Source organism: Zoogloea sp. GDB6 (assembly GCF_056724105.1).
This window is the reverse complement of record NZ_CM161497.1, coordinates 4,258,120-4,281,339: the sequence shown is the minus strand read 5'-3', so window position 1 is coordinate 4,281,339 and position 23,220 is coordinate 4,258,120. Positions and strand designations below refer to the sequence as shown.

General features: G+C 53.8%; 19 protein-coding genes. 7 read left to right on the top strand and 12 right to left on the bottom strand.

Annotated features, from left to right (window positions below; all coding sequences use genetic code 11):
* The first annotated feature begins 700 nt into the window (after positions 1-700).
* Positions 701-2,437, top strand: coding sequence for a sensor domain-containing protein (locus AC1PQG_RS19445; protein ID WP_481119448.1), 1,737 nt, complete (start codon positions 701-703; stop codon positions 2,435-2,437).
* Positions 2,438-2,656: 219 nt separating this feature from the next.
* Here the strand turns inward: AC1PQG_RS19445 and AC1PQG_RS19440 are convergent, their stop codons facing one another.
* Positions 2,657-5,560 carry a response regulator gene (locus AC1PQG_RS19440; protein ID WP_481119447.1) on the bottom strand — a complete coding sequence of 968 codons (2,904 nt, stop codon included), beginning with the start codon at positions 5,558-5,560 and terminating at the stop codon, positions 2,657-2,659.
* 342 nt (positions 5,561-5,902) lie between these two features.
* On the opposite strand from AC1PQG_RS19440, the gene AC1PQG_RS19435 reads away from it, so the two are divergent.
* Positions 5,903-6,403, top strand: coding sequence for a GAF domain-containing protein (locus tag AC1PQG_RS19435; protein ID WP_481119446.1), 501 nt, complete (start codon positions 5,903-5,905; stop codon positions 6,401-6,403).
* Here AC1PQG_RS19435 and AC1PQG_RS19430 read toward each other — a convergent pair.
* Together AC1PQG_RS19430 and AC1PQG_RS19425 are read right to left on the bottom strand one after the other, a co-directional pair.
* A complete protein-coding gene (locus AC1PQG_RS19430) occupies positions 6,350-6,901 on the bottom strand; it encodes an ATP-binding domain-containing protein (RefSeq protein ID WP_481119445.1) in 552 nt (183 codons plus the stop codon). The two genes, AC1PQG_RS19435 and AC1PQG_RS19430, sit on opposite strands and share 54 nt — an antisense overlap.
* A gap of 408 nt (positions 6,902-7,309) precedes the next feature.
* Positions 7,310-8,908, bottom strand: coding sequence for a 4-hydroxyphenylacetate 3-hydroxylase family protein (locus tag AC1PQG_RS19425; protein WP_481119444.1), 1,599 nt, complete (start codon positions 8,906-8,908; stop codon positions 7,310-7,312).
* Positions 8,909-9,047: 139 nt separating this feature from the next.
* Here AC1PQG_RS19425 and AC1PQG_RS19420 point away from each other — a divergent pair, with 139 nt between their 5' ends.
* From AC1PQG_RS19420 to AC1PQG_RS19410, 3 genes are all read left to right on the top strand, one after another.
* Positions 9,048-9,665, top strand: coding sequence for a TetR/AcrR family transcriptional regulator (locus AC1PQG_RS19420; protein ID WP_481119443.1), 618 nt, complete (start codon positions 9,048-9,050; stop codon positions 9,663-9,665).
* 290 nt (positions 9,666-9,955) lie between these two features.
* Positions 9,956-10,207: a helix-turn-helix domain-containing protein gene (locus AC1PQG_RS19415; protein WP_481119442.1), complete on the top strand. Its 252-nt coding sequence runs from the start codon at positions 9,956-9,958 to the stop codon at positions 10,205-10,207.
* A gap of 313 nt (positions 10,208-10,520) precedes the next feature.
* Positions 10,521-11,174, top strand: a complete 654-nt coding sequence (locus AC1PQG_RS19410; protein WP_481119441.1) for a hypothetical protein — start codon at positions 10,521-10,523, stop codon at positions 11,172-11,174.
* 335 nt (positions 11,175-11,509) lie between these two features.
* Here AC1PQG_RS19410 and AC1PQG_RS19405 read toward each other — a convergent pair whose 3' ends face one another.
* The 4 genes from AC1PQG_RS19405 to AC1PQG_RS19390 form a co-directional block, all read right to left on the bottom strand.
* On the bottom strand, positions 11,510-13,252 hold the full coding sequence (locus AC1PQG_RS19405) for a hypothetical protein (RefSeq protein WP_481119440.1): 1,743 nt from the start codon (positions 13,250-13,252) through the stop codon (positions 11,510-11,512).
* Complete coding sequence (locus AC1PQG_RS19400; protein WP_481119439.1) at positions 13,249-14,955, bottom strand: hypothetical protein; 1,707 nt, start codon at positions 14,953-14,955, stop codon at positions 13,249-13,251. Before AC1PQG_RS19400 ends, AC1PQG_RS19405 begins: the two co-directional genes overlap by 4 nt.
* Positions 14,956-15,380: 425 nt before the next feature.
* Positions 15,381-16,955, bottom strand: coding sequence for a hypothetical protein (locus AC1PQG_RS19395; RefSeq protein WP_481119438.1), 1,575 nt, complete (start codon positions 16,953-16,955; stop codon positions 15,381-15,383).
* Positions 16,956-17,355: 400 nt separating this feature from the next.
* Positions 17,356-17,733: an HIT family protein gene (locus tag AC1PQG_RS19390; RefSeq protein ID WP_481119437.1), complete on the bottom strand. Its 378-nt coding sequence runs from the start codon at positions 17,731-17,733 to the stop codon at positions 17,356-17,358.
* Between the two features lie 333 nt (positions 17,734-18,066).
* Here AC1PQG_RS19390 and AC1PQG_RS19385 point away from each other — a divergent pair, with 333 nt between their 5' ends.
* Complete coding sequence (locus tag AC1PQG_RS19385; protein ID WP_481119436.1) at positions 18,067-18,600, top strand: HAD domain-containing protein; 534 nt, start codon at positions 18,067-18,069, stop codon at positions 18,598-18,600.
* Positions 18,601-18,688: 88 nt separating this feature from the next.
* On the opposite strand, the gene AC1PQG_RS19380 is transcribed toward AC1PQG_RS19385, so the two are convergent.
* Entirely contained in the window at positions 18,689-18,922 is a 234-nt protein-coding gene (locus AC1PQG_RS19380; RefSeq protein WP_481119435.1) for a helix-turn-helix domain-containing protein, read from the bottom strand.
* 91 nt (positions 18,923-19,013) lie between these two features.
* On the opposite strand from AC1PQG_RS19380, the gene AC1PQG_RS19375 reads away from it, so the two are divergent.
* Positions 19,014-19,514: a hypothetical protein gene (locus tag AC1PQG_RS19375; protein WP_481119434.1), complete on the top strand. Its 501-nt coding sequence runs from the start codon at positions 19,014-19,016 to the stop codon at positions 19,512-19,514.
* 545 nt (positions 19,515-20,059) lie between these two features.
* Here the strand turns inward: AC1PQG_RS19375 and AC1PQG_RS19370 are convergent.
* From AC1PQG_RS19370 to cysD, 4 genes are all read right to left on the bottom strand, one after another.
* Complete coding sequence (locus AC1PQG_RS19370) at positions 20,060-20,470, bottom strand: PIN domain-containing protein (RefSeq protein ID WP_481119433.1); 411 nt, start codon at positions 20,468-20,470, stop codon at positions 20,060-20,062.
* On the bottom strand, positions 20,470-20,682 hold the full coding sequence (locus AC1PQG_RS19365) for a FitA-like ribbon-helix-helix domain-containing protein (protein ID WP_481119432.1): 213 nt from the start codon (positions 20,680-20,682) through the stop codon (positions 20,470-20,472). Before AC1PQG_RS19365 ends, AC1PQG_RS19370 begins: the two co-directional genes overlap by 1 nt.
* Positions 20,683-20,989: 307 nt before the next feature.
* Positions 20,990-22,273, bottom strand: a complete 1,284-nt coding sequence (gene cysN, locus AC1PQG_RS19360; protein ID WP_481119431.1) for a sulfate adenylyltransferase subunit CysN — start codon at positions 22,271-22,273, stop codon at positions 20,990-20,992.
* Positions 22,274-23,209, bottom strand: coding sequence for a sulfate adenylyltransferase subunit CysD (gene cysD, locus AC1PQG_RS19355; RefSeq protein ID WP_481119430.1), 936 nt, complete (start codon positions 23,207-23,209; stop codon positions 22,274-22,276). It abuts the gene before it with no gap.
* Positions 23,210-23,220: the final 11 nt, after the last annotated feature.

Here is a 23,220-nt window from a genome sequence, read left to right as displayed (position 1 = left end):
GTTCGGTGTTTGTCCGGGCAGCCCCTAGTTCTTGAAGCACGTGCCCTTGGCTGCCGCCGAGAGCCCTGCATTACCATGCGAACACCAAGTGACGGTGTTGCCTCGACAGCAGCCCCTAGAAAGAGTGGGTACATCCAGGTCTATGTGTCTCTTACAAGGCTGTCCCTTCTTGCATGTCAAGAAACCCTAAAGAAACAAAAAAGCCCGAGCACTTCAGCGCTCGGGCTCAATCCACTCTGTAGAGGGTGGAGGAGACGCTTTCATTCTAGTTGCACTGAATGAATATTCAATGTGAGAAATTGGCTAGATTTTTGTGGCCAAAGTCGTAAGGCCAAGAATTGTGCATTAAACCCCATGATGCCAAAGTGGTTTATGGATGGCTGCCCGCACTGGTAATAAATTTTCAGTGTTTTTTTGTATACATCCGACGTTCTATGTCGAGGGTGCAAGGCCTTCTCCAAGCTGGGTGTCCGTCGCCACACAGTGCGGCGCAGGCCATATTCGCAGCCTCTCTTTCAGATAATCTGAGGTCTTGATGAGCTGCTGGTGTTGGTGCAGACTCAAACTATGCTGGGGCTCTTGGTGGGGCGAGAAACCTGCTTAGAGACGAGGTGTTGTAATAAACATCAGCTTGGCTTTAACGTGAATTCGGCGTTCCATTATTGATGGATAATCGTAGTTGACTTGGCGGAGCAATAGCATGGGGACAGCCAGTGGACTAAATGATGATGCTCAGACTATTCGACGATTAAATGCCTTGTGTTTGGCACTTGATAGTCTGGGGGCATTGGTTTTTTCTATCGATTACGACGGTCGTTATACATTTGCTAGCCCTAGATTTTGTGAGTTCGTTGGCTTCCCGCTTCAAAATGTCCTAGGTCGCCGTTCTGATGACCTTTTAGAGGTTAGCGCTGCAGCGCAGTTGAACACGGCTGCCCGCGAAGCGATGCACAGCTCAAAAATTGTGGAAACGAAAGAATTTCTTTCGCCGAAAGCCGGTCAGCCAGCGCGCCGATTCACAATAGTTATGGTGCCCATGCAGAAGCTAAACGGCGACCTTGAAGGTGTTTCTGGAATTGCTATTGATTTAACACAGAGAGAGCAGACTGAGGCTTTATTGAGCAACTCACAAGCACTACTCAACACACTGCTCTGCAATGTGGAGGGCCATATTTACATGAAGGGGCCCGATAGACGCTATCTGTACGCCAACCCGAAGGTGGTCGAACTCTTTCAAAAATCTGCTGAGCAGATTGTGGGGCATACGGATGCGGAGCTTCTTTCGCAGGAAGAGGCGCTCCGATTTAAGGTTCTTGATGATAAAGTTTTTTCAACCGGAGAGCGTCATGCCGCTGAGGAGTGCTTTCCGGGCGACGATGGACGACTTCAGCATTTTTGGTCCATCAAGCTACTCTTGAAAGATGCTGAGAGGCCTGGATGTTTGGTTGGAATCTCATATGACATTACGGAGCTCAAAGAGGCTGAGAAGGCGATGGCTGCTTCCGAAGCTCGTTTTCGTGCTCTTTTTGAAGGGAGTAGCGAAGCCTTATTTGTACTAAGTGACTCCAAGGTGTTGGACTGCAATCAAGCCGCGGCTGAACTCCTTGGACTGTCTGAACCCGGCAACTGCTTAACGCTCTTTCCATCTGACTTGTTTTCATCACTCGGACACGAGATAGAGGCTGGAGGCAATTTAAAGGCGCGGCATGGAGCGAATGTTAGTCGAGCCGGTTCTAGCAAGTTTGAGAGTAGCCTCAAACGACTGAGTGACGGACTGCAAATCCCCGTTGAGGTCAGCTTTAGTCTGATTGAGTTAGAGGGCGAGCTCGTGAAGCTGGCCACAGTGCGCGACTTGACCGAGCGTAAAGTGTATGAGGAGCGAATCAGTCATCTCGCCTTTTATGACGCGTTAACGGACTTGCCTAATAGACGGCTGTTTTTCGACCGCTTGGAGAAATCGCTGGCAGAAAGTAAGCGGCACGGCACGTATGGAGCGGTTGTCTACCTGGATTTGGATAACTTTAAGCCCCTGAATGATAGTCATGGGCACCGCGCGGGGGACTTGTTGCTGCAAGAGGTTGCCAGGCGTCTCGCCAAGTGCGTTCGCGAAGAGGATACGGTCGCGCGTTTGGGAGGCGACGAGTTTGCAGTTTTGCTGGTACGTCTGGCTACCTCCAAGGAAGACGCGCTGCATCTTGCTCAAAGCATCGCAGAAAGAATCCTGAGGGATTTGGGCGAGAATTATTTCCTGACAGTCGAGGATGGAAGCGAAGCCATCAAACATGTTGAACACCAATGCTCAGCAAGTCTAGGTGTGACGCTATTTCCTCCCTGCGAAGTCGATGGTGAGGCTATTCTTCGGCGGGCCGATAATGCAATGTACCGAGCGAAAGAAGACGGTCGAAACAGGATACGAATTAATAATACGGAGCAGTAATCCTAGTGAGATGGGTTCTACAGTCGTAACTTGAAGTCGCTAATGCTGATGAGCCAAACTTACGAAGGGTTTATGTTGCTCAATCTTCTGGATTGGAGCACTCAGTAGGTCGATGTTGGTTGTTGTATTAGCGGCCGTTGTCGTTCTGGTGCAGTAGTGTCCAAGTATCCCCCTAGCCTGCAAGGTCTGCAGATAGTGGGGGCGCCGGACAAGCGGACGTCACTCAGATTTCGGACCGGTTAGCCATTTCTGCAGCATCGAGTAAAGTTCTTCAGGTTGGCAGGGTTTGCCAAGATGGTCATTCATTCCCGCAGCAAGGCATTGGGTGCGGTCCTCGACCATCGCATTGGCTGTCATTGCAATAATCGGAAGGCTAGATAACCCAGGCAGCTTACGGATTTCACGTGTTGCAGTGAGTCCATCCATCAACGGCATCTGCATGTCCATCAGGACGATGTCGAAATGCCCACTTTTGACCATTTCCACGGCCTGAATTCCGTTCGTTGCAATCGAGACCTGGGCGCCAACTTCATAAAGGAGCTCCTTGGTCACTTCCTGCACGACCTCATTGTCTTCGACGACCAGGATGTGAGTCCCAGCAATCGCATTCACCTTGGCTGAAGGTGTTAGTGCAATGTCCACGATGGGGGGGGCATCGGCTGTGCAGACCTCCAGTCGCGCAGTGAACCAGAAAGTTGAGCCCTTTCCCGGCGTGCTTTGAACGCCAACTTCGCCTCCAAGCAGGCTCGCAATTCGTTTAGAGATGACCAAGCCCAGTCCTGTGCCGCCGTACTTGCGTGAAATGGACCCATCCGCTTGCTGAAAGCTCTCAAAGAGACGCTGTCTTTGGTCATCGCTCAATCCGATACCGGAGTCTTGAACCGAGAAGCGCAGGAGCGCCTCGTCGCCTTCGTTGCTCAAACGCTCCACTCGGATATTGATGTCGCCACTCTCTGTGAACTTCAACGCATTACTAGCGTAGTTGGTGAGCACTTGCGTGAGGCGCATCGGGTCTCCCACCAAATGAGTGGGGACGTCTGGCGCAATGTCAATGAGAAGGCCAAGGCCTTTCGCGGTGCAGCCTTCCTGAATCATGGCCGAAACATTGACTAGCACTTCGGGCAACGTGAAGTTCACGTGCTCGATATTCAACTTTCCCGCCTCGATTTTTGAGAAATCGAGGATGTCGTTGATGATAGCGAGCAGATGTTCCGCTGACATGCGTACCTTCTTGAGGCTATCGCGCTGCCTGGGATTGAGCTCTGTGTGCAGCAGGCTGCGCGTGAAGCCCAGAATAGCCGTCATCGGCGTTCGAATTTCGTGACTCATGTTGGCCACGAAAGCCGATTTGATGCGTACAGCTTCTTCTGCAAGCGCCTTCGCATGCGCAATCGTGTTGAAGGCCTCCCGTTCCGGCGTGATGTCGTCGATGATGCCAACCAGACCCTGTTTCGGATTGCCGGGCTCCATGGACTTCAACGACAGCTGTGCCCAGAAGCGGCTACCGTCCTTGCGAGTCATTTCGACATTCACTTTGAACGTATCATTGTCGTTGAAGTGGGCATCGATATAGTCACCGATATTGATGAAATCGGTATCGCTGCCGTACAGGATACGTAGCGACTGACCTACTAATTCGTTCCGGTCGTAGCCGAAGAGCTCCTCCATGATGCGATTACAGCGAAGGATGCGGCGCTCCTGAATGAACACGATACCGACGGTGGTTGCATCGAAAATGGCTTGCTGCTCAACGTTCGCGACACGCAAGGATTCCGCCGTAGCTGCGAGAGTCGCGGTGCGTTCGGCAACGCGAACTTCGAGTTCTGAGTGGTAAGCGGCTAATTCTCGCTCGTTGTTCTTCTGTTTAGAAATGTCGTTCCAGATGACGTGCAACAGTCGGCGGCTATCTCGATAAATGGTGGTTAGCAGAATCCGCGCCTCGAAGGTTTCACCATCTGCACGTTGATGTGTCCATTCGAAGCAATTTGACCCCTTGGCGAACGTCTCCTCAATCATCTCAGCCGCCTTTTCGGCTGAAGGGCGTCCGTCTGGCTGTGTTGGAGGAGAGATGTCCCAGGGAGAACGCCCAATAAGCTGTTCTGGCCGGTCCATGTGCAGCATGGCCAGAGTCGCCTCATTAGCGGCGATGAAGCAGGCTTCATCTGTCAGTGCAATGGGCTGTACGGTGTTTTCAAACAGGGCGCGAAAGCGTTCTTCGCTCTCCTCCAAACGCGCAGTCTTTGCTTCGAGCAGCCGTGTCTTGCTGGCTACCGCTACCTTTAGTGAGCGGACCCAAAAGGCCATGCCAATCCCCAGGAGAAGCAGGGCCACCAAGACCATGGCGACTGTTTGCGAGTACGGCTCCCAGCGAAGCGGGGTACCCATCCACTTTTCGTTGAGTGATTTGAGTTTGTCTTTGTCGATGGCTGCTACACCTCGCTCAATCTGTGCAAGGATGGCTTCGTCCCCCTTGCGCACAGCGCGATGGAATTGGCCTTGGTAGAGTTCAAAGGCCTTGACGAAGTCGTTGTGGAGGCCGGCGCGGAACAGATAATAATTGGCTGGACCTTCGTCCATGCAGAAGAGCTTGATGTCGCCCTTCTGTGATGCGTCAATCAAGGCAAGATTGCTCTGCCGGGACACTAGCGAAGTAATGTCGTGCTCGCGTAATTCATCGATACACGCGCTCCCTACGGGGACACCAATCTGGAAGCCGTGCAAGGATTCTGCATCATGGAGCCCACTGATGGAGCGGTGAGCGTAAATGGCGACAGGCAAGGTCGCGTAAGGGGCCGAAAAGCTGTAAATCGCTTGTCGCTCAGCTGTCTTATAAATGCTGTCGATAACGTCGAATTCGCCAGCCTGCATGCGCTGCTGCGCTTCCAGCCAGTTCATCGGCACTAGCTTGACGGGAACTCCCGTGGTCTGTTCCCAGAGCTTCCAGAAATCGACGATGTAGCCCTCAGCCTCTCCGGCAGCGTTTCGAAAAATGTAAGGCGGGTAATTCTCCCCAGTGACGACGGAGATTACCCTGGGGATGGGTGAGCCCTCTGAGGCCATGCCTAGCAATGGCACACACCACTGTCCTAGAAGAACCAACAGTATCTGTATGAACCACTTCATTCTTGGGTACCTCTGTTCTTACTTTTTCAATCATTCAGGCACCTGGCACAGCATGACTGCTCCGACATCGCGAAGGGCATTCCGCTTGCACTTCTGCGAGTATTAGCGTTTTATAACATGGCCATCACATGGTGCTTCGTGATGGGGTGGGCGAAGATGCGATGGGAGAACGCTAAAACTGTGAAAAATTGATATATCTCTACTGTTTCAGTTCTAGACCTCTAAGGCACGTGTACGACGTCGCTTGTAGAGAGGGCGCTCGGGCTACCCTGGGGCGCAAGTTTCAATGTTTTCTGCTTGGCATGTATGCGCATCAACAACAGAGCGAAGGAGTAGAAGCCGATGTTTGCGCCTCGCTACCCACGGAATGAAACCGAACGGATTGCGGTCCTGCGAGACATGCTCATCCTGGATTCGGCACCGGAAGAGCGTTTTGATACCGTAACGGCGTACTGCCAGTCTCGGTTTGGTGTGCAGATTGCGCTAGTGACCCTGGTGGACACCGATAGGCAGTGGTTCAAATCGGCAGCAGGACTGCAAGTCAAGGAAACCCCCAGGGAAATCAGCTTTTGCGGCCACGCAATCCTTCAGGACGAGGTGATGATTGTTACTGATACCCGTCAGGATGAGCGTTTTTCGGATAACCCATTGGTTATCGGTCCTCCGTTCATTCGTTTTTACGCTGGCGCACCTCTCAAGGTGTCGTCGGGCCACAATTTAGGGACACTGTGTCTTATTGACCCCATGCCTAAGGGCCTAGCTCCAGAAGAAGTGGAACACTTGCAAGTGCTAGCTAGGATGGTGTCTCAGGAGTTGGAGAAAGCGGGGCCCGTCAGCCCATAGGTCATGCTTAACTGCTGGACTATGCTTGTGATAGATGGCTTTTCTCTGATGGAAAGTTGCTTTAGGAAGTAAAGCCATCAATGACCGAAGGCAACACACGCCGATGTACCGCCAAAGTCCCAACTCGCAACGGTTACCCGATGAATCGCCATACTCATCACCGGAATCCGCGCTAGTGACAGCAACCATGCAGTAGAACGACCGCTCGATAGGTGCAAGTGTTACCGAATGCCGCTCGGATAGCCAAAATCCGGTCACGCGGCGCGTTCTTCGACCCGCCGCAAGGGCAGCTATGCTGCCCACGAGAATCACAAGACTTCTTCCTCGAGTTATGGCCGTATAGAGCCACTCCCTCGTAACAAGGGGCGTGTCCTCAACGGCGACCACCACTGACGCCGCGCTGCTGCCCAGAGCCTTATGGCATGTGATGGCATAAGCTAGCTCGATGTCGCCCTCAGCCTCCGCTGGCAAGGTCGCGGCGTTGTCTCTCCGTCCCACAAGACTTTGATTTGCGTGCCTGCCGTGCTGTGCACGACCCCGAGCAGCCCGTTGAAGAGCCCATCCGCGTAGCGATTGGCGGTGGCGACCACAGGGTCATCTACGGCGACAGTGGAAAGCGGTCCGAGCCTCCTCGTGAGCACATCTGGCTTGAGCCAGAAGGCAATCGTAGCGGAAGCACACCAGCGCCGGTGATAGTGCGTCTGTTGGGTGGGATGGCCTCACTGAAGCCATCCCACCCTCATTGACATGATGTTCGACGCCCGTCCGGTCACATACGGGGCATCAACCGTGTTGAAGGTCTACCAGAACGAGAGTCGACTCACTAGCTTCGTGGAGCATTGCTGTTCTCCTTATGTACATTGGAGTCGTACCACCTTCATGCAAACCTGAAGGCGGTACTAGCTATCAAGCGCTCTTCTTTTTGATTTCCGGCAGGGGAACCATGAACGGTTGGCCAGGCTGGCTGCAACCAGCATCGCAGCAACGGCCGGGTTGCTTGTTCTTGGTGATTGCCCGGTTGTCTTCTGCCAAGACCCCACGCTCCATCAAGCGCTCGACCAACTCCACCTTGCTGCCCACCGGATAATTTCGCCAGATTTCTTGCTTCAGAGCTGTCGGCGAACCGCCGCCGTGCAGACTGATGAGCGAGTACCAGCCCCCCTGATAGGAAGCAGTCAAATCTTCGATGAAGCGTGAAACCTCAATACGCTTGTCGTAGGGGACGTCGGGGTTGGCGCGAAGGACCTCCGCCAAGGTTGCCGCGGTTGCCGGATTGTGGTCTTCGTCCGGCCCAGGCAAGGCGACGATGAGGCCACCGGACACCTCATGGGCTAGGCGGTGCATGTCGTAAATCTGGGTCGAGAGCAGCAGCTTTCCGATGTTCGAATACACCGGTTCCGGCATGAAGGTCTTCGAATACGGGTCTTGCACGGCATAGACACTGGCTGCCACGCCGCAGGCATAGAACCCCTCGGTAATCTTGATGAGTTCCACCATCGGGTCGCGCAGGTTGGCCTTCTTGTTGGGGTCGAGGCCGTTGGCTTCGCACATCAAGACGCCGGCACCGATAAGCAGGTCACCAAAGCCTGCACGAGCACCGATACAGCTGTGACGATGATGCGTCGCGTAGTTGTAGGTTACGTCTCCGGAATACTCCCATTCTCCTGACAGGAAAACGCGGTCCCAGGGCACGAACACTCTGTCGAAGATGACTACACCAGTCGATTGACCGTATTTGCGAGAGAACAGCGGTGCACCATGTTCGGGCTTCTCGCCGGGTCGTCCGGCGGGACGAGCGACAATCGTGACTCCCGGTGCATCCACCGGCACAGCACAGCAAACAGCAAAGTCCGCATCATCCTCACGCATGTTGCGGGACGGCATGACCAGGAACTCATGAACATATGGAGCGCCAGTCACAATCGCCTTGGTGCCCGTGATGACGATACCTTTTGCATTGCGCTCAACAATATGGACGTACACATCCTGGTTCAATTGTTGGTTCGGGCGCTTGCTGCGGTCGCCCTTGGCATCGGTCATGGCGATACCCAGCGTCAGGTCCTCGTCCTGAACCCGCTGGAGATAGGCAGAGAACTTTGAGGTGTACTCGGTTGAGCCCTTGGCATCGTCAATCTTCGTTACCGCCTGCAAGATGCCGCCGAGGGCATCGTGAGCCAGATAACGCTGGGCACAACCGGTTTCTTGGCACAGCACCCGGACAGCTTCCAGCTTGTTGAGCAGGTCACCGGCCGACTCGTCAATATGCAGCATCCGGTTGACCGTTTTGCCGGAAACCGTCTGCTTGGCCAGCATCAGCGGCGCCATGGCAGGGTCGTGCGCGAAGTCGTAGGTGACGGCCATCGCGTTGATGCCCGGCTGAAGTGACGGGGCATCCACGACCGATTCAATCAGCTGCCCATCCACATAGACGGTAGGTTTGTACTTTTTCAGGGACTCCCGAAACTCTTTGCCGTCCATCAGGCCGCTGGTGTTCGTAGCAGTCATGTCTTCTCTCCTTGTACGCCGTTAATATAATTGAACAGTGTTCAATTCGTAAGTGCAGTGTAGAATTTGAGTTATGGAAAAGTCAACCGCTGTCGGAAAAAGAAGCCCCAAAAAAAGTGGGAGCACCGCTGAGTCCCGCGTGGCTCGGGAAAGCACCCTCAATCAGGCTCGACGGGCGCTGATTCTCGATGCCGCGCGCTCTGCATTTTTTGAGCTAGGTCTGGATGGTGCGAGCCTGCGTGAAATCGCCAAGCGTGCGGGCTATACACCGGGTGCCATCTACAGCTACTTCGCCAACCTGGAAGAAATTTATGGCGCGCTGCTCGGGGAGTCCTTGCAACGGCTCAATCAGGTAGTCGGGGCCGCTAGGGCTAGCGGCAAGCCGTCATCGGGAATCGACTTGCTCCATGCCAAGGCCGAAGCGTTCTACCTCTTCTACCGTGACAACCCCAAGGAACTGGACTTGGGGTTCTACCTGTTCGATGGCATGAAACCCCGGGGACTGACACCCGAGCTTAACCAAGAGTTGAATGACCGGTTGATGGCCGCTCTGATGCCGATTCAGGAACAGTTGGAAACCTTGGGTCTGAGCGCTGAAGAGGCCGTTGCCGAGACGAGCGCGGTGTTCGCCCACATCGTGGGCGTTCTCGTGTTGAACAACACGGGGCGCATCCGCCTGTTCAAGCAGAGTCCGGATGCGCTTTTCGAGCGCTACATGAAGTCGCTAGTTCTCCGACTTCCTGAGGCCAGCAGATAAACACTCTTACAGAACGTCAAGATGGTGCTGGCACCCAAGCGTTAGCGAGGTCGACAGGCAAGGCCTCGTCACTATGATGCCTGCGGCCGTGTCCGCCATTTTTCCAGCATGGAGCCAGTTCTACTGAGGCGACAGAGTTTGCCGCGATGGTCATTCATTGCTGCGTATCCTACCCTGGAGCCACCTTGCTCTCACAAGGCTTCGACTACCTCCGGTAGGCTGCGACAGATGCATGCGGAAAGAGAATTTACAGTATTCTTTTGTCCTAGCCCACATGGCGGACGGCCACCATGGCACCTAAGAAGCCTACCCTACGGTTCAAAGACCCTGAAGTCATCCGGGAGTACCGGCGCAAGCACCATCTCAACCAGTCTGAGTTCTGGTCCCGCGTCGGCGTCACCCAGAGCGGCGGGTCGCGCTACGAGAGCGGGCGTAACACCCCGAAGCCCGTGCAACTGCTGCTGCAGCTAGCCTATGGCACGCCGAAGCAGGTGGACGACATGATGGCTTGGTTGCGAGAGTGGGACGAAGAACGAACCTGACACGCCCGACTCTATGACCAAACATCAATTTCGTATGACTGCGGTCCTCGGTGCAGAGAAACTCCGTCTCATGAGTGAGGTGGGCTCACCGCTGCCTAGATTGTCTACGCTCATGGCAGCGTTGCCAGAGCGATTCATCGAGGCAATCGAAGAGGAACTCTTACCCGCGCCCACTTATGAAATTGGGTACCGGTTTGAGCGCGTACTCCGATGGGTTGCCGACATCTTGTATCAGTTGCCGTTGACTCAGTCATCGCACACAGTGACTGCGGAGTCATCTCGGCAGAAGGCCCTTGAGCTTACTGAGCTCATCATGCATGAACTCAGCACTTTTTCCGAATACCTAAGCAAGGTCCTCAAAGCACTTGCGACTGGCGACAAACAATTAGAGAAAGTAGCTCAAACTATAGGGAAAAGGCTACTCAACGAGGTCGTTCATCTGTTTAGGCTACCTATTAACAAGGTCAAACATGATGGATACAAGCTGAGCTGGTGCGAAGCGAAGTACAACGAGACGGTAATTTTCGGCTTTTCTGTTTACGGTCCGGTTGCAGCCCGAACAGCAGGCCCAGCCACATTTCACCCCAAAGCGCCCGATATTGCAGAGGGCTATTCCTTCGCCTTGTTCTTGCGGAATGCAGTCCAAGGCCTATATCGGCTATGTGAAATAGCTGAACTTGGAGTCCCCTCTGCGCTCAAGCGGGAAAATACTCGGCTCGGGGCTCTTCACCCCGGAGTGCTTGAGCCGACGAGAGCAGTCATACAAATGTTGGCTATCCTTCCTCGAATGGGCTTCCCAGGTGAGAATCGGCACGAGCTTTGTGAGCTAATTTTAGACGGCCAGACTGTACGAGTATTGCGGACCTTTCGGCTTGCCCCTCTCAAACCAACGGCACATATCACTGCACACATCTCGGTAGTTGCTCCTGGACACAGCTACAGGCTTCCATTCTGGACCCAAAAGTAGACCACCTCTCCAGCCTCGGATGACACCTCGTCCAGCACCACGTGTGTCATTCCTACTTGCCGATGGCGCTCTGCAACCAAGGTTCCGGTCCATAAGTAGGCAGGACCAGCTATTCATCGTATGGCATCGATAAGGAAGCGCAAACACTGCAACTAAGGACATCTACCTAAGTGCAACCAGAATCCACATCCCAGATAACGCCATCACGTTATCTGGCGTATTACCGACCTTGAGTTGGGGATGGGAACTTCAACATGGTTGCCGCCATGTTCTGATGAGCATCAATGTCAAGCGGGTGCTTGAACTTCTCCGACTCTTATTTCACTCGATTGCGACTAAGGTGTGGAGCTCGAAGACGGCCACGAAATGTCTGCGTTCGAAGTTCTAGAAAACGCAATAGTCTGCCCAACAAGCATCTCGCGAGGGAGTTGCGACTGCCAATGCAAGGCCGCCAGAAGCGGAATGTAAGGGGCGCGCAATTGATACCAAGAGGATTTATCAATTCCGTCTATCCCTGTGAGAGGCACAGACATGGCCATTAGGAATTCATCTGGCTGTTCTGGGACATGCATTACCGACTCTCCGACGCCATGCTCATGAAGGGCCCATCCATTTCCAACCGCGTCATCGAAGCCGCTTTCGGAACTCCATAAATTTGGAGTGGTCGCCTTAAGGTGGGGCAGTACATCGAGCCGAAGAAAGTCATAGGCATCTCGCATCCCAAGGGCTGCCGTCCATACGAACATGATGGGCAGGAGTGTGGACGTGTTGCAGAACTCGTCCGCCATCTCTTCTTCTCCATCGCGAACGGCTAGGGCGTCCTCAAATGTAGCGGACATGGGAATGAATTTTCGAACGGTAGTTGCATAATGAAATCTCTGGCACAGCTCGCGCAGCCAAGCTTTGGCGGTGTCGTGCTCTCCTGTGGCGAGGAGGAGGAGTAAGGCAACGTGAATATTTACAGACTGATAGTCAAATGCCGGCAATCCGCTGCATGAGTGACTCTGTAACAATGCTTTAATGCGGTTTGAACAGTTAAGCGAGCCAATTTTCGCGTCTTGATTACCTAATTCGTTGGCCTGAAAGGCAAGAAAGTAGCCAAGCAGGCCCAACCTGCCGATTTCATCAAAAACAGTTCTTGACACCATAAGGCTGTCGGGGAGTGCATTGGCGAAAGAGTCTTGGACAACGTAGTAGTCATCCATCTTCCGGTGGTAGGTCTCGGCTACTATCGACATAGCACCAAGGAGTTGGCCGAACTCTTCGGTCACTTTCACGTTACCAGCACAAAGTCTTTGATGAAGTTTGGCCCAAATCGAGAGTACAGCGTACTGATACAACATGTACGTTGCCAGGAGGTTGTCCTCGTTGATTGACCACATGAGTAGAACCTGCAGCGCGGTTCTGATGCCTCTCAGGCCTGTCAGCAACTTCTTTGTTGCAGCCGCGTCTGATTTCGCTGGCGCCACCGCACCTACAAGCATCTGGTCTATGAGTTTTCGTCCGACTCTGATACAGAGGTCTGGTGAAGCCACGTTAGCAAGCATTCGGCGCAACAGGGCTCTGCTATCGCTCGGAAGAATGTACTCATCGAGGAGGTATTTTTCGGTCCACGCTGCGAGCCTGGAGCCGTTTACTTGTTCGGCATCAACCTTCTTATGGGTGCACCAACTTTCCAGAAAGGCGGCAATTGTCTCATTGAGACTTGCTTTGAAGTCTCCGTTTGTGACCACGAGCAGTTTCTTTCTAAACCTCTTATGCTCTGGGGCAACATGACTACGCAGGTAAATATCGCCAACATCATTGATTGACTGGCGAATAGCTTGTGGTCCCGTATCCCAGTCCTTCCGGCCAATATCGCCGCATTTGACCAGCCACAAGAACAGCTTCTTTTTGCCGTCGTCATCAACCCCAACCGAGACTATGTCCACTCCGTATTGCCTGGGGCCTTTTTGGGCACGATAGACTAACTCGTGCCCCATCGCTGACATCAGTATAGGTAGGAAGACATCCAGTTCTCCCTCCTCGCGCATGAGGCCCAGGAAATCTTCAAGAAGGAGTCGAAGGCTTCCGGTCATCGCGCATTCCGAAGAAGGTTATATCGTTCAATCTGCCCTCTCATTGGGTCGGCGATTTCGCTCGAGGGCAGTTCAATGAAATGGCTTGATTCTGCCATGGGAGTGATTTGCGGCGCTCCCAATGGTGTGTGACTCGCGAATTTCCTTCCTTGTGCCATGTGGACGCTTGTGTAGAGACTTGCAAAAATGGATTGCTCGGTCGCCTGTCGGGTGATTTCTCTGTTGATTCGCCTCTTCCTGGCGCGCAGGACCTGCAACTCTGCGTCGCTTGGTTTGAGCTCCTTCCTGTCAGGTAGTCTCTCCAGCACGCTTCTCCACTGAAGGATACTGCTATAGACATCGTGATATACCTGAACTTTAGAAGCGCTATGTATGAGTGTCAACGTCTTCTCTTTCAAGAACTCCTCAGTAGCTTTCGGGTATTCGAGGAATGCACTGTCAAACATTTGGCCCGACAAGTTAAATCGCTCAGGGCCGAGCACCGACATCTCTGCAATGAGCGCTGAGAAGTGGCAGAGCGTGGGACCGTGATGCGTAAGGGCGAGCAGTCGGCGTGCGGCCTTGAGCCTTCGCTCAGGAGACTGGCCCGCAAATTCACCTTCGTTTAAAATTACGTTTGATTGCTCGTTTAGGCACATAGATAGCAATGATGCCAACGAAGAGAAATTTGTATCTGGGCATAGCAACCAGTTAGTCAATATGCTTGAAAATTCATTGGAATGATTCGCAAGTGCGCCAAACACGTCTGGGAGTGCTTCAACCACATTGCCGGGCATTGAGCCCAGCCTCATGACTGACTGGGTAACCATCGGTAAGAATGTTTCCCGGTAGAAGAGGCTGGAGATAGCTGAATCGACATGTCGCCGAGAGTGGTCGTCAGAAAGGCCCGCTTGAAGGAGACTTTTGACTAGCTCATCAACTGGGGCACCCGTTACTCCAACGCCGGTGTGGTTACGTCGATTAAGGGAATTCGCGATAGCAATCGTCGCGTCGGGTACTCCTGCCTCCAGAGCCTCCCGTAAAGCATTTCGTGCTTTTGTGGATTGGTCCGCGATGTGACACAAGTCAGTCCAAGCCAAACGGCCAAGTATCGTGGAGTTTTCAATCAATGCTTCCACAAGTGATGGCTCAAGGGATGCAAGGCTCTGTTGGACCGCCTCGTTGTCGGTGGGAAGAAAGTTGGTCAGAACCGCAGCCAGCCGCACATCGCCAGTGGCTTTTGTCAAAAGCGACTCCAGGTAACAAGCAGCCTCTTTGGGCGCCCCCCAAGCGAACGCTCCTGCCCAAACAAAGACAGATGCCTCAGCAGGAACATCTTCAGCGCGGAGGTACGCTCCGAGCTCTGCTCCGAGCTTGGGGCTTGCTGCAATATGTGGCTTTAACTGCTCTGCCGGCATGTAACGGTAACTGTCGCTCAAAGTTTCCACAAAATTCAGGAGGAGCTTCGCATCCGAAAGCGACATTTGTGGCAGGTGACCCACAACTGGAAGCAACCAGCTGCATGCTGCAGAGCTTTCCGTGCTTGATAGCGCAGAGAGCGCTAAGAAAACGTTTACGGTTCGGGGGTGGTACGCCGCCAGCTTTTCCCAAATTTCCTCGTCGCCGGTACGACGAGCAGCCTTCACATGGGATTCGTATTCGCTCCAGCGGCCTGCCTGAAGCGAGCAGGCGGCAGCATGAATTGCATCTGACTTTGGTGCCAAACTGTTCCCCTAGCGTAATTCGAATGCACACCTGAAGATAGCATGTGGGTAGTCCGCATACTATGACTTCAGTATGGCGCATTCGTACCGGCAGTCATAGCCCTCGATATAACGGCACAAGGTCTGCAAGGGAAGCGAGTATGACCTTCCACTTTGGTGATGCTAAAGAGACGCCTAGTGAGTGCTGGTAGATTGTGGATTTTGCGTATCATGGTTAGCCTATCCGCACTAGATAAGCCGGCTAGGCAGGCCTATCTCTGGCCTGATGACCGGCAGAAGCAATCATGACCTTGCTTCTACCGTCGTTGAAAACCTAGTTCATCCACTACCTGCATCAACTCTTTGTCTTCCACTATAAGGATGTCCGTTTCCAATACAGCGTATCTTGAGGGGTAAGATATACGAAAAATACGTAAGCCATAACTTCAGAATTTCTCTGGTGGTGCGTCGGCATGATTGCCAGGAAAGAAAATTAAAACTTCATGAGTGGTTTCATATTTTTTTATAACTTCATCCGCAACCTCTACAAATTCAGACGCACTTAGCTTGTCACCATTCCTTAAGACAACCTTCTTTTCAATGTTCTTTCTATTTGACGCAAGCACCAACCTCTCATTTTCATCTCTCATGATGCGTCCAAAAAGCATTAGAAAGACACCAAGAATGACATCCCCGATTTTTGTCGATACAAAAAGCGCGCAAGCCGATTCTCTGGATAGATTAATATCTGGACCCTCCATGGAAAATTCAATTTTTAGCGCCCTGTCCTCCTTATCAAAAACCCCATAAAATTGAATAATTCCCTGTGCGCTCATCGAAATTTCCTGCAACGAAACTTCAATGGGCTCAACTAGTTCATAAATCGAGATAAGCTTCAGTGCGCAGTTAAGTGCATGTAGTTCATCCATCAACTCGAACTCTTGCCCCTTACCATTTGTGGAGAACTTTATTGAGGGCCAGTCGTTTGCTCTAAGCTCCCCAAAAGTCCTGCTCTCCTTATAAGACAAATAGCTCAGAAGCTGCACTGCATTTCGCAATTCCGATACGACATGCCTCGAATTCGGATTCGAGGTAAATTGATAGCTAGCATTTCCGACGAATGGCGCTATCGTTATTTCAAACAACTCAGCTTCAACTCGAATTTTTTGCCAAGATTCAGGCGCAATCGAATTAAGGAATGAGCTAAACACATTGCATTTGAACGGGAGTTCGGGTCCGTATTTTTCTTTCTTAAAGCAAATAAGCCCTGATGCGACAGGCTCGCGGGAGAGAATTTCAACCCGGCCATGGATAGCATCAACAAAAGGCTTGCTGCTTTTTATGCCAAAGCGCGTGTGAAATCCTTGCAAGGCAGAGACATTAACATCCTCTTTAATGCCAAGAGACATGTCAATAAAATCACGAAAAGCAGCCTCTCCCTCGAGCATAAGAGTTACCTCCCCCCAGCCCTCTTCATGGCCCGTGTTATACAAATGCCCCTTCTTATTTTGTATATAGTCTTGCAGGCTGGGGCCGATAATTTCCTCCAGCTTACGTCTCAAGGATGAGCCGCATGGAGGAGCAATAAGATTTGCGTCGTCGTAGTGGATTGCCAGGGTGGTTTTGTTAGGTTTTCGTTGTTTGGTGGAGCTTTCTATTTCGTACGCTTTTTTCAATACTCGAGATATTAGTTCATTGTCTACGTGAACTAAGAAAGCTCGCTGCACTACATCTTTCCCGTCAAACTCTAGAAAAATATAGAAGCAAGGGGTAGGGGCTGTCGCCAATCGATGCAAATTGGAAAGAGGTATGTTGAGCTTTCTCTTTTGATGGTCGGTTGCCTTTACCTGAACTCTGCACTCAAGAGCGGCTCTGTGTATTTCGAGGGCGCTCGTTTTTGTCGGGAACTCAACAAAAAAATCCCATCCTGTTTTGTCCACGTCTGAGCGGTTTGCAGACAGCCCTTCGTTTGCGCACCAAAACGCGAACGCACTTTCGCCCATTAATCCCAAGTCTCTCATATGAGGTTTTCGGCGTGAAATATGAATACGATGAAATTAGGTTTTGCGGCAAGACTCGACTCTAAATGTGCAACCATTCTTCGTGAGCATAATTAAGCTCAGCGCACCATGCGCTGTTAGCATAGTGCATTGGAAGTGCCAATTAAAACTCCGATGCGACAGACCTGTCTATTCTTCGAGTAAGTGGAGATGAAGCGCTTGCCGCGCAGCCTGCTGACCAGCATCAAGTCGCCACCGTCATCAACGCCATGCGATGGAGAGCTCGACGACAACACATGGGCGTCCGGCCTTGTAGGTCGCCGCGCCCCCCTTCGACGAACAGTCACTGCAGCTTTGAATGAAACTGCACTTGAGCTTCCGGAAATGGCAGCGGCTTCCGGGAGACGACCTAGCATCCAGACTAGTAATCCGCTTTCTCGGGGATGACCCAGCGAACACCGCCTCGAGGGTCGGCGACATCGCCCGGGAAGCGAGGAATCAGATGGATATGGAGGTGGGGGACGGTCTGGCCCGCGGCTGCACCGTCATTGATGCCGATGTTGTAGCCATTTGGCCGGCGCGCTACATCTACCGCAGCTTTGGCTTGGTCGAGCAGCTCCAGCATGCCCGCACGTTCAGCAGAGCTCACCTCAAAGAACGAGCCGACATGTCGCTTCGGAATGATGAGGCTATGCCCGGCTGAGACGGGCAAACCGTCGTAAATCCAGATTCCGAAGTCGTTTTGGCCGACGATGCGTTCAGGAGGAAGGGAACAAAACGGACAGCACGGAGCACTCATAGGTCCAGCATATCCATATCGGTTTTATTGGCATAGTCCCCGCTTGACAAAAGAGGCATTTCTTGATATGTCATTGTGGTTGAAGCGACGCTCGGGTAGCCTGATGCCGCTGGTCACACATCTATCTCCGCGCAGGAGAGATTGGGAAGGTGATGGGCATGCGCAATCTGAGGGGGTGAGTGATGACGGAGGTTTCAGCTCCACCTCTATTGGCCGTGACTGTTGTCAACGCGTTGCCAGGGTTTCAACTGCGGCTGACTTTTGAAAGCGGGGAGGTTCGTCTCTTCGATATGGTCCGCTTCCTGAGGCGGGCAACCTGCCAGAACTCGGGAGGTGCCTAAGGTGACGCGCCACGGGCGAGACCCAGACGTTCCTGTCCTCTTCCTCGACTTCGATGGTGTCCTTCACCCTGACGAGGTTTACAGGGTTGGAGACAAAATCGTTCTCAAGATGGATGGGTTTTGTCTCTTCGAGTGGGCGTCACTGCTCGAAGAAATTCTTGCTCCGTACCCAAGCTTGAGAATCGTGCTCTCGACGAGCTGGGCTCGGGTGTTAGGGGTCGGCGAGGCACGTAGCTGGCTGGCCGAGGGATTGCGTAGGCGGGTTATCGGCGCGACTTGGCATGCCCACTGTCCACGTGGGTGGGAGTTATTCCCGCGGTACGCGCAGATTCTTGGCGACGTCAAACGGCACAAGCATCGTCGATGGCTGGCTCTTGACGACCGTGGTGAAGGGTGGCCTTCCGAGCACCGAGACAGGTTAGTGCTCTGTGACCCTCTCCTTGGACTAGCGGCGGACTCAGCTCAGAACGAACTTCGTGAAAAGCTAGTGCGACTGCATGATGATTGCCATCGGTCAAGTAGTTAGTTGCTCACAGAATGCGTGAAGGATAGTCTGATTCGAGATGTGCCACTCTGAGTTTGGACGCGTCTTCTGCTGCGTTTCTGTCAGGGGGCTACCCTTGATTCTCAGCCAACATTTCTGCCCTCTGCATGAGCTCGGACACCGCCACGTTAAGCGCATCGGCGATGAGGCATAGCGTACCAACCGTAGCTTCGACTTCACCTCGCTCGATGCGGCCCAACCCGTTCCGGTGAATCTTTGCGGCTTCAGCCAACTTCTCTTGCGAGATGTTCATTTTCATACGGGTGTCCCGTATCACTGCTCCCAGCGCTTCTATTCGATTCATGCCTGTTCCCGGTTTTCAACCGAGTTTCAGGCGCATCCGTGCTAGAATCTACACACTAAAATGTTCCACACTAAAGTGTTCAAATGGAACAGTGAATCACGTGCTGTTAGACGGTGACTACTGGCAACCAGTAAAGAACCTTGGCATCAAACTCGAGCTAGAAAAGATGGTTGGCATGGGCATAGCATTGTTTAAACAAACCTTTAACGATGACTGGCATACAAAATTGCGCGTCACTCTTTCATACGCCAAGGAACGGACAAGCTCTCCAACGATATTGGCCGCCATCGAAGCCCTACAGCACCAACTCGCACAAAATGATGAATGCATCCATACGGTTACTGCCACTCAGGCCGTTCCGCCTGGCATGGACGCTTCGTTCCTAATGAAGCAGATACAAGAAAGTACTTATATTCAGCCGGCCACTCTCGGTCTCACCCCCAATGGAGAGATTGAACTAACAATCACCACACGAGGCACTAGGGAACACGTGGTGGGCGTAGCTAAGTTCATCCTTAAGAACGGACTGCTTGAAGCAGAGGCTCAAACATGGGCTGCATCGATGGTGAGGTCGGGTCGGGTATTTCTGTGATGGATGGCTTTTCTCTAATGGGAAGTTACTTTAGGACGTGAAGTCATCAACGACAGAAGGCAACGCACGCCTGTAGACCGACAGCGCCCCAACTCGCAACCGTTGCACGATGAATCGCCACACCTAGCACGGAATCCGCGCTAGTGACGGTGACCATGCAGTAGAACGACTGAAGTTAACTTCTCAGGAGAGCTTTCTCGGTTATGAAGCTCTCTCTAGCTGATAGCGCGATTGCATCCGCTTGGCGCAAGCTTACTTGCCACAGTCCAACTTGTTGTCGGCACCAAACCCTTCCAACTTTGGACAAATGTCCAAAGTATCAAAAGAGGGGATGGAAGGCCCCTGAACCAGTGTTACACCTCTGGCTTCGGTTCTAACCGCAAATCGCATCAGAAGATTGCCAATGGCTGCTTGCAGGTTGAACGTCAGCAACGGGTTGGGAGCGGGTAGTTGTGTCGTCCTGCTCTTGTCGAACCCAAAGGTCTAAGACCTCGTACGAAGTCAGTTGCCGAAAGAAAAGGGTATCCGGAATCCACTGTTGAAACTCAGTTAAACGGATTCAGTAGTCGCGCTCCGGTGTGCTCGAAATCTGCCGTGTTGCGTGTGACAACGGTCAAGTCGTATATAAGGCCGACAGCGGCAATTTGCTTGTCTATAGGATGTTGAGGATTCGGGGACATGAGCTTCCCCCATACTTGGGCGCACTCCAAGTCAAAATCCAGTATTCGTATACCGTGGTCAGCCAGCACGCTATCCAGCCAGGTATCCAGACGTTCGGCTTGTTTGATGTCGCCACGGCGACGGATATTTTCTACGCCGCGCCGCAACTCCCCTATGGTCTGCACCGACAGGTAAATTTCATCGGCTCGCAGGTTGGCAAAGAAGGTCATTACACCAGAATTGGCGCGAACACCTTTCCTCAGCTCACTGACGACGTTGGTGTCGAGCAGATACATCAAGACTGGCGGAAATTGAAGTCCGCATCCTCGCCGACATCCGGCATGCTGGCCAACACCTCTTTGAAGGTGCGTCGAGCCGGACGAAAGAGTGCATTGCGCAGGATTTCACGGTGTTCGGCCTCTGCGCTATGCCCGTGGGCAGCCGCAGCCTGCTTAAGCGCTTGAGCGACAGATGGCTCAATGTTTCGGACAACTAAGTTGGTGGCCACGGCGAACTCCCTTTTGCTGCGATTGCGTTGATTGCATTGTAGCAAATGTCGCAAGCAGTGCAATCATTTCAACACTACATTCCGGATACCCAAAGAAAAAGGGGCCAACGCTTCCATTGGCCCCTTCAAACATCTATGTATTAAGATGTGTTAATACATCAAATGTAAATTGCCTTAATTCCCTTTTTGAACAAGGCCTTCAAGTCACTCACTCACTAAGTATGTATCGTTAAGGTATAAGTCGTTGAACCGGGGGTTTTGCTTTGCGGCTTCCGGCCGCAGCCGGGGATGCAGCCTACGCGTCGGCTCAGGCGTTCAGGCCCGTGATCATGCCGGCACCCACCGTGTTGTTGGTGGATTCGTCGATCAGGATGAAGGCGCCAGTGGCGCGCGAGTCGGTGTAGTTGTCGGCGAAGACCGGCTGGGCCAGCTTGAGGGTCAGGCGGGCGATGTCGTTCATGGCCAGCGTAGTCGCCGCTTCCTTGTCCAGCGTGTTGATGTCCAGGCGGTGGGTGATGCTCGCCACCTTGGCCTTCACTTCGCGGGTGGTGTGGCGCAGCCAGTAGGTGCGCGCCGGCGACAGCGGGGTTTCCGACAGCCAGCAGACGATGGCCTCGACCTGCTTGGTCTGGGCTGGCACTTCGGTGCTGCTGACGATCATGTCGCCGCGGGAGATGTCGATCTCGTCTTCCAGCAGCAGGGTCACGGACTGCTCGTGGATCGCCTTGGGCAGGGACTCGCCGTACAGCTGGATGTCCTTGACCTTGGTGGTCAGGCCGTTGGGCAGCACGGTGACGCTGTCGCCCACCTTGATCTCGCCGGACTCGACGCGGCCCATGAAGCCGCGGTAGTCGTGCAGCTCGGGGTTATCGGAGGCCTGCGGGCGGCACACGTACTGGACCGGGAAGCGGAAGCTCTCGGCCTGCTCGGTGTGGGCGGCCGGGGCGGCTTCGAGGATGTCGATCATCGTCGGGCCGTCGTACCAGTTGAGGCGCTCGCCACGGTCCACGATCATGTCGCCGTTGAGGGCCGACAGCGGAATGAAGCGCACGTCGGTGAGGCCGATCTGGTCGGCGAAGGCCTTGTACTCGGCAACGATCCGGTCGTAGGTGGCCTGGTCGTAATCGACGAGGTCCATCTTGTTGACGGCTACCACCACGTGGGGGATGCCCACCAGCTTGGTCAGGTAGCTGTGGCGGCGGGTCTGGGTCAGCACGCCCTTGCGCGCGTCGATCAGGATGATCGCCAGGTTCGCGGTGGAGGCGGCGGTCACCATATTGCGGGTGTACTGCTCGTGGCCCGGCGCGTCGGCGATGATGTACTTGCGGGTGCCGGTCGAGAAGTAGCGGTAGGCCACGTCGATGGTGATGCCCTGTTCGCGCTCGGCCTGCAGGCCGTCGGTGAGCAGGGACAGGTCGACGGCGGTCATGCCACGCTTGCTGGAGGTGCGCTCGATGGCAGTGAGGGTGTCGGCCAGGATGGCCTTGGTGTCGAACAGCAGGCGGCCGATCAGGGTGCTCTTGCCGTCATCGACCGAACCGCAGGTCAGGAAGCGCAGCAGGCCGCGGTCTTCAACGTGTTGGGCGCTCATTTAGAAGTAACCCTCTTTCTTGCGTTGTTCCATGGAGGCTTCGCTGGTCTGGTCGTCCAGACGGGTCGCGCCGCGCTCGGTGATCGTGGTGGTGGCGGTTTCGAGCACGATCTTCTCGACGTTGTCGGCGTCGGACTCCACCGGGGCGGTGCAGGAGATGTCGCCGACGGTGCGGAAGCGCACCTGCAGGTCGATGATCTCTTCGCCGGCCTTGGGCAGGTTGGTCAGTTCGCCGTTCATCAGCGGCACATTGACCGGCACGATGGCGCCGGAACGCATCACCACCGGACGGGTGTGGGCGAAGTAGATGCTCGGCAGCTCGAGCTTCTCGCGCTCGATGTACTGCCATACGTCCATCTCGGTCCAGTTGGAGATCGGGAAGGCGCGGATGTTCTCGCCCTTGTGGCTGCGCGCGTTGTAGAGGTTCCACAGCTCGGGGCGCTGGTTCTTCGGATCCCATTGGCCGAACTCGTCGCGGAAGCTCATGATGCGTTCCTTGGCGCGGGCCTTTTCCTCGTCGCGGCGGGCTCCGCCGATACAGGCGTCGAAGCCGAACTCCTCGATGGCTTCCAGCAGCGTCACGGACTGGTGCTTGTTGCGCGACTCGTTCTCGTTCTTCAGCACGACGGTGCCGCGCTTCATGGAGTCTTCGACGGAGCGCACGATCAGGCGCTCGCCCAGCTCGGCGGCGCGCTTGTCGCGGAACTCGACCACTTCCTTGTAGTTGTGGCCGGTATCGATGTGCATCAGCGGGAAGGGGAACTTGCCGGGGCGGAAGGCCTTCTCGGCGATCCGCAGCATGCAGATGGAGTCCTTGCCGCCGGAGAACAGCAGCACGGGGTTGCTGCACTGGCCGGCCACTTCACGCATGATGTGGATGGCTTCGGATTCGAGCCAATCCAGGTGGCTCAGGGTCTGTTTGGTGAGCGTCGACATTGCTTTACTCG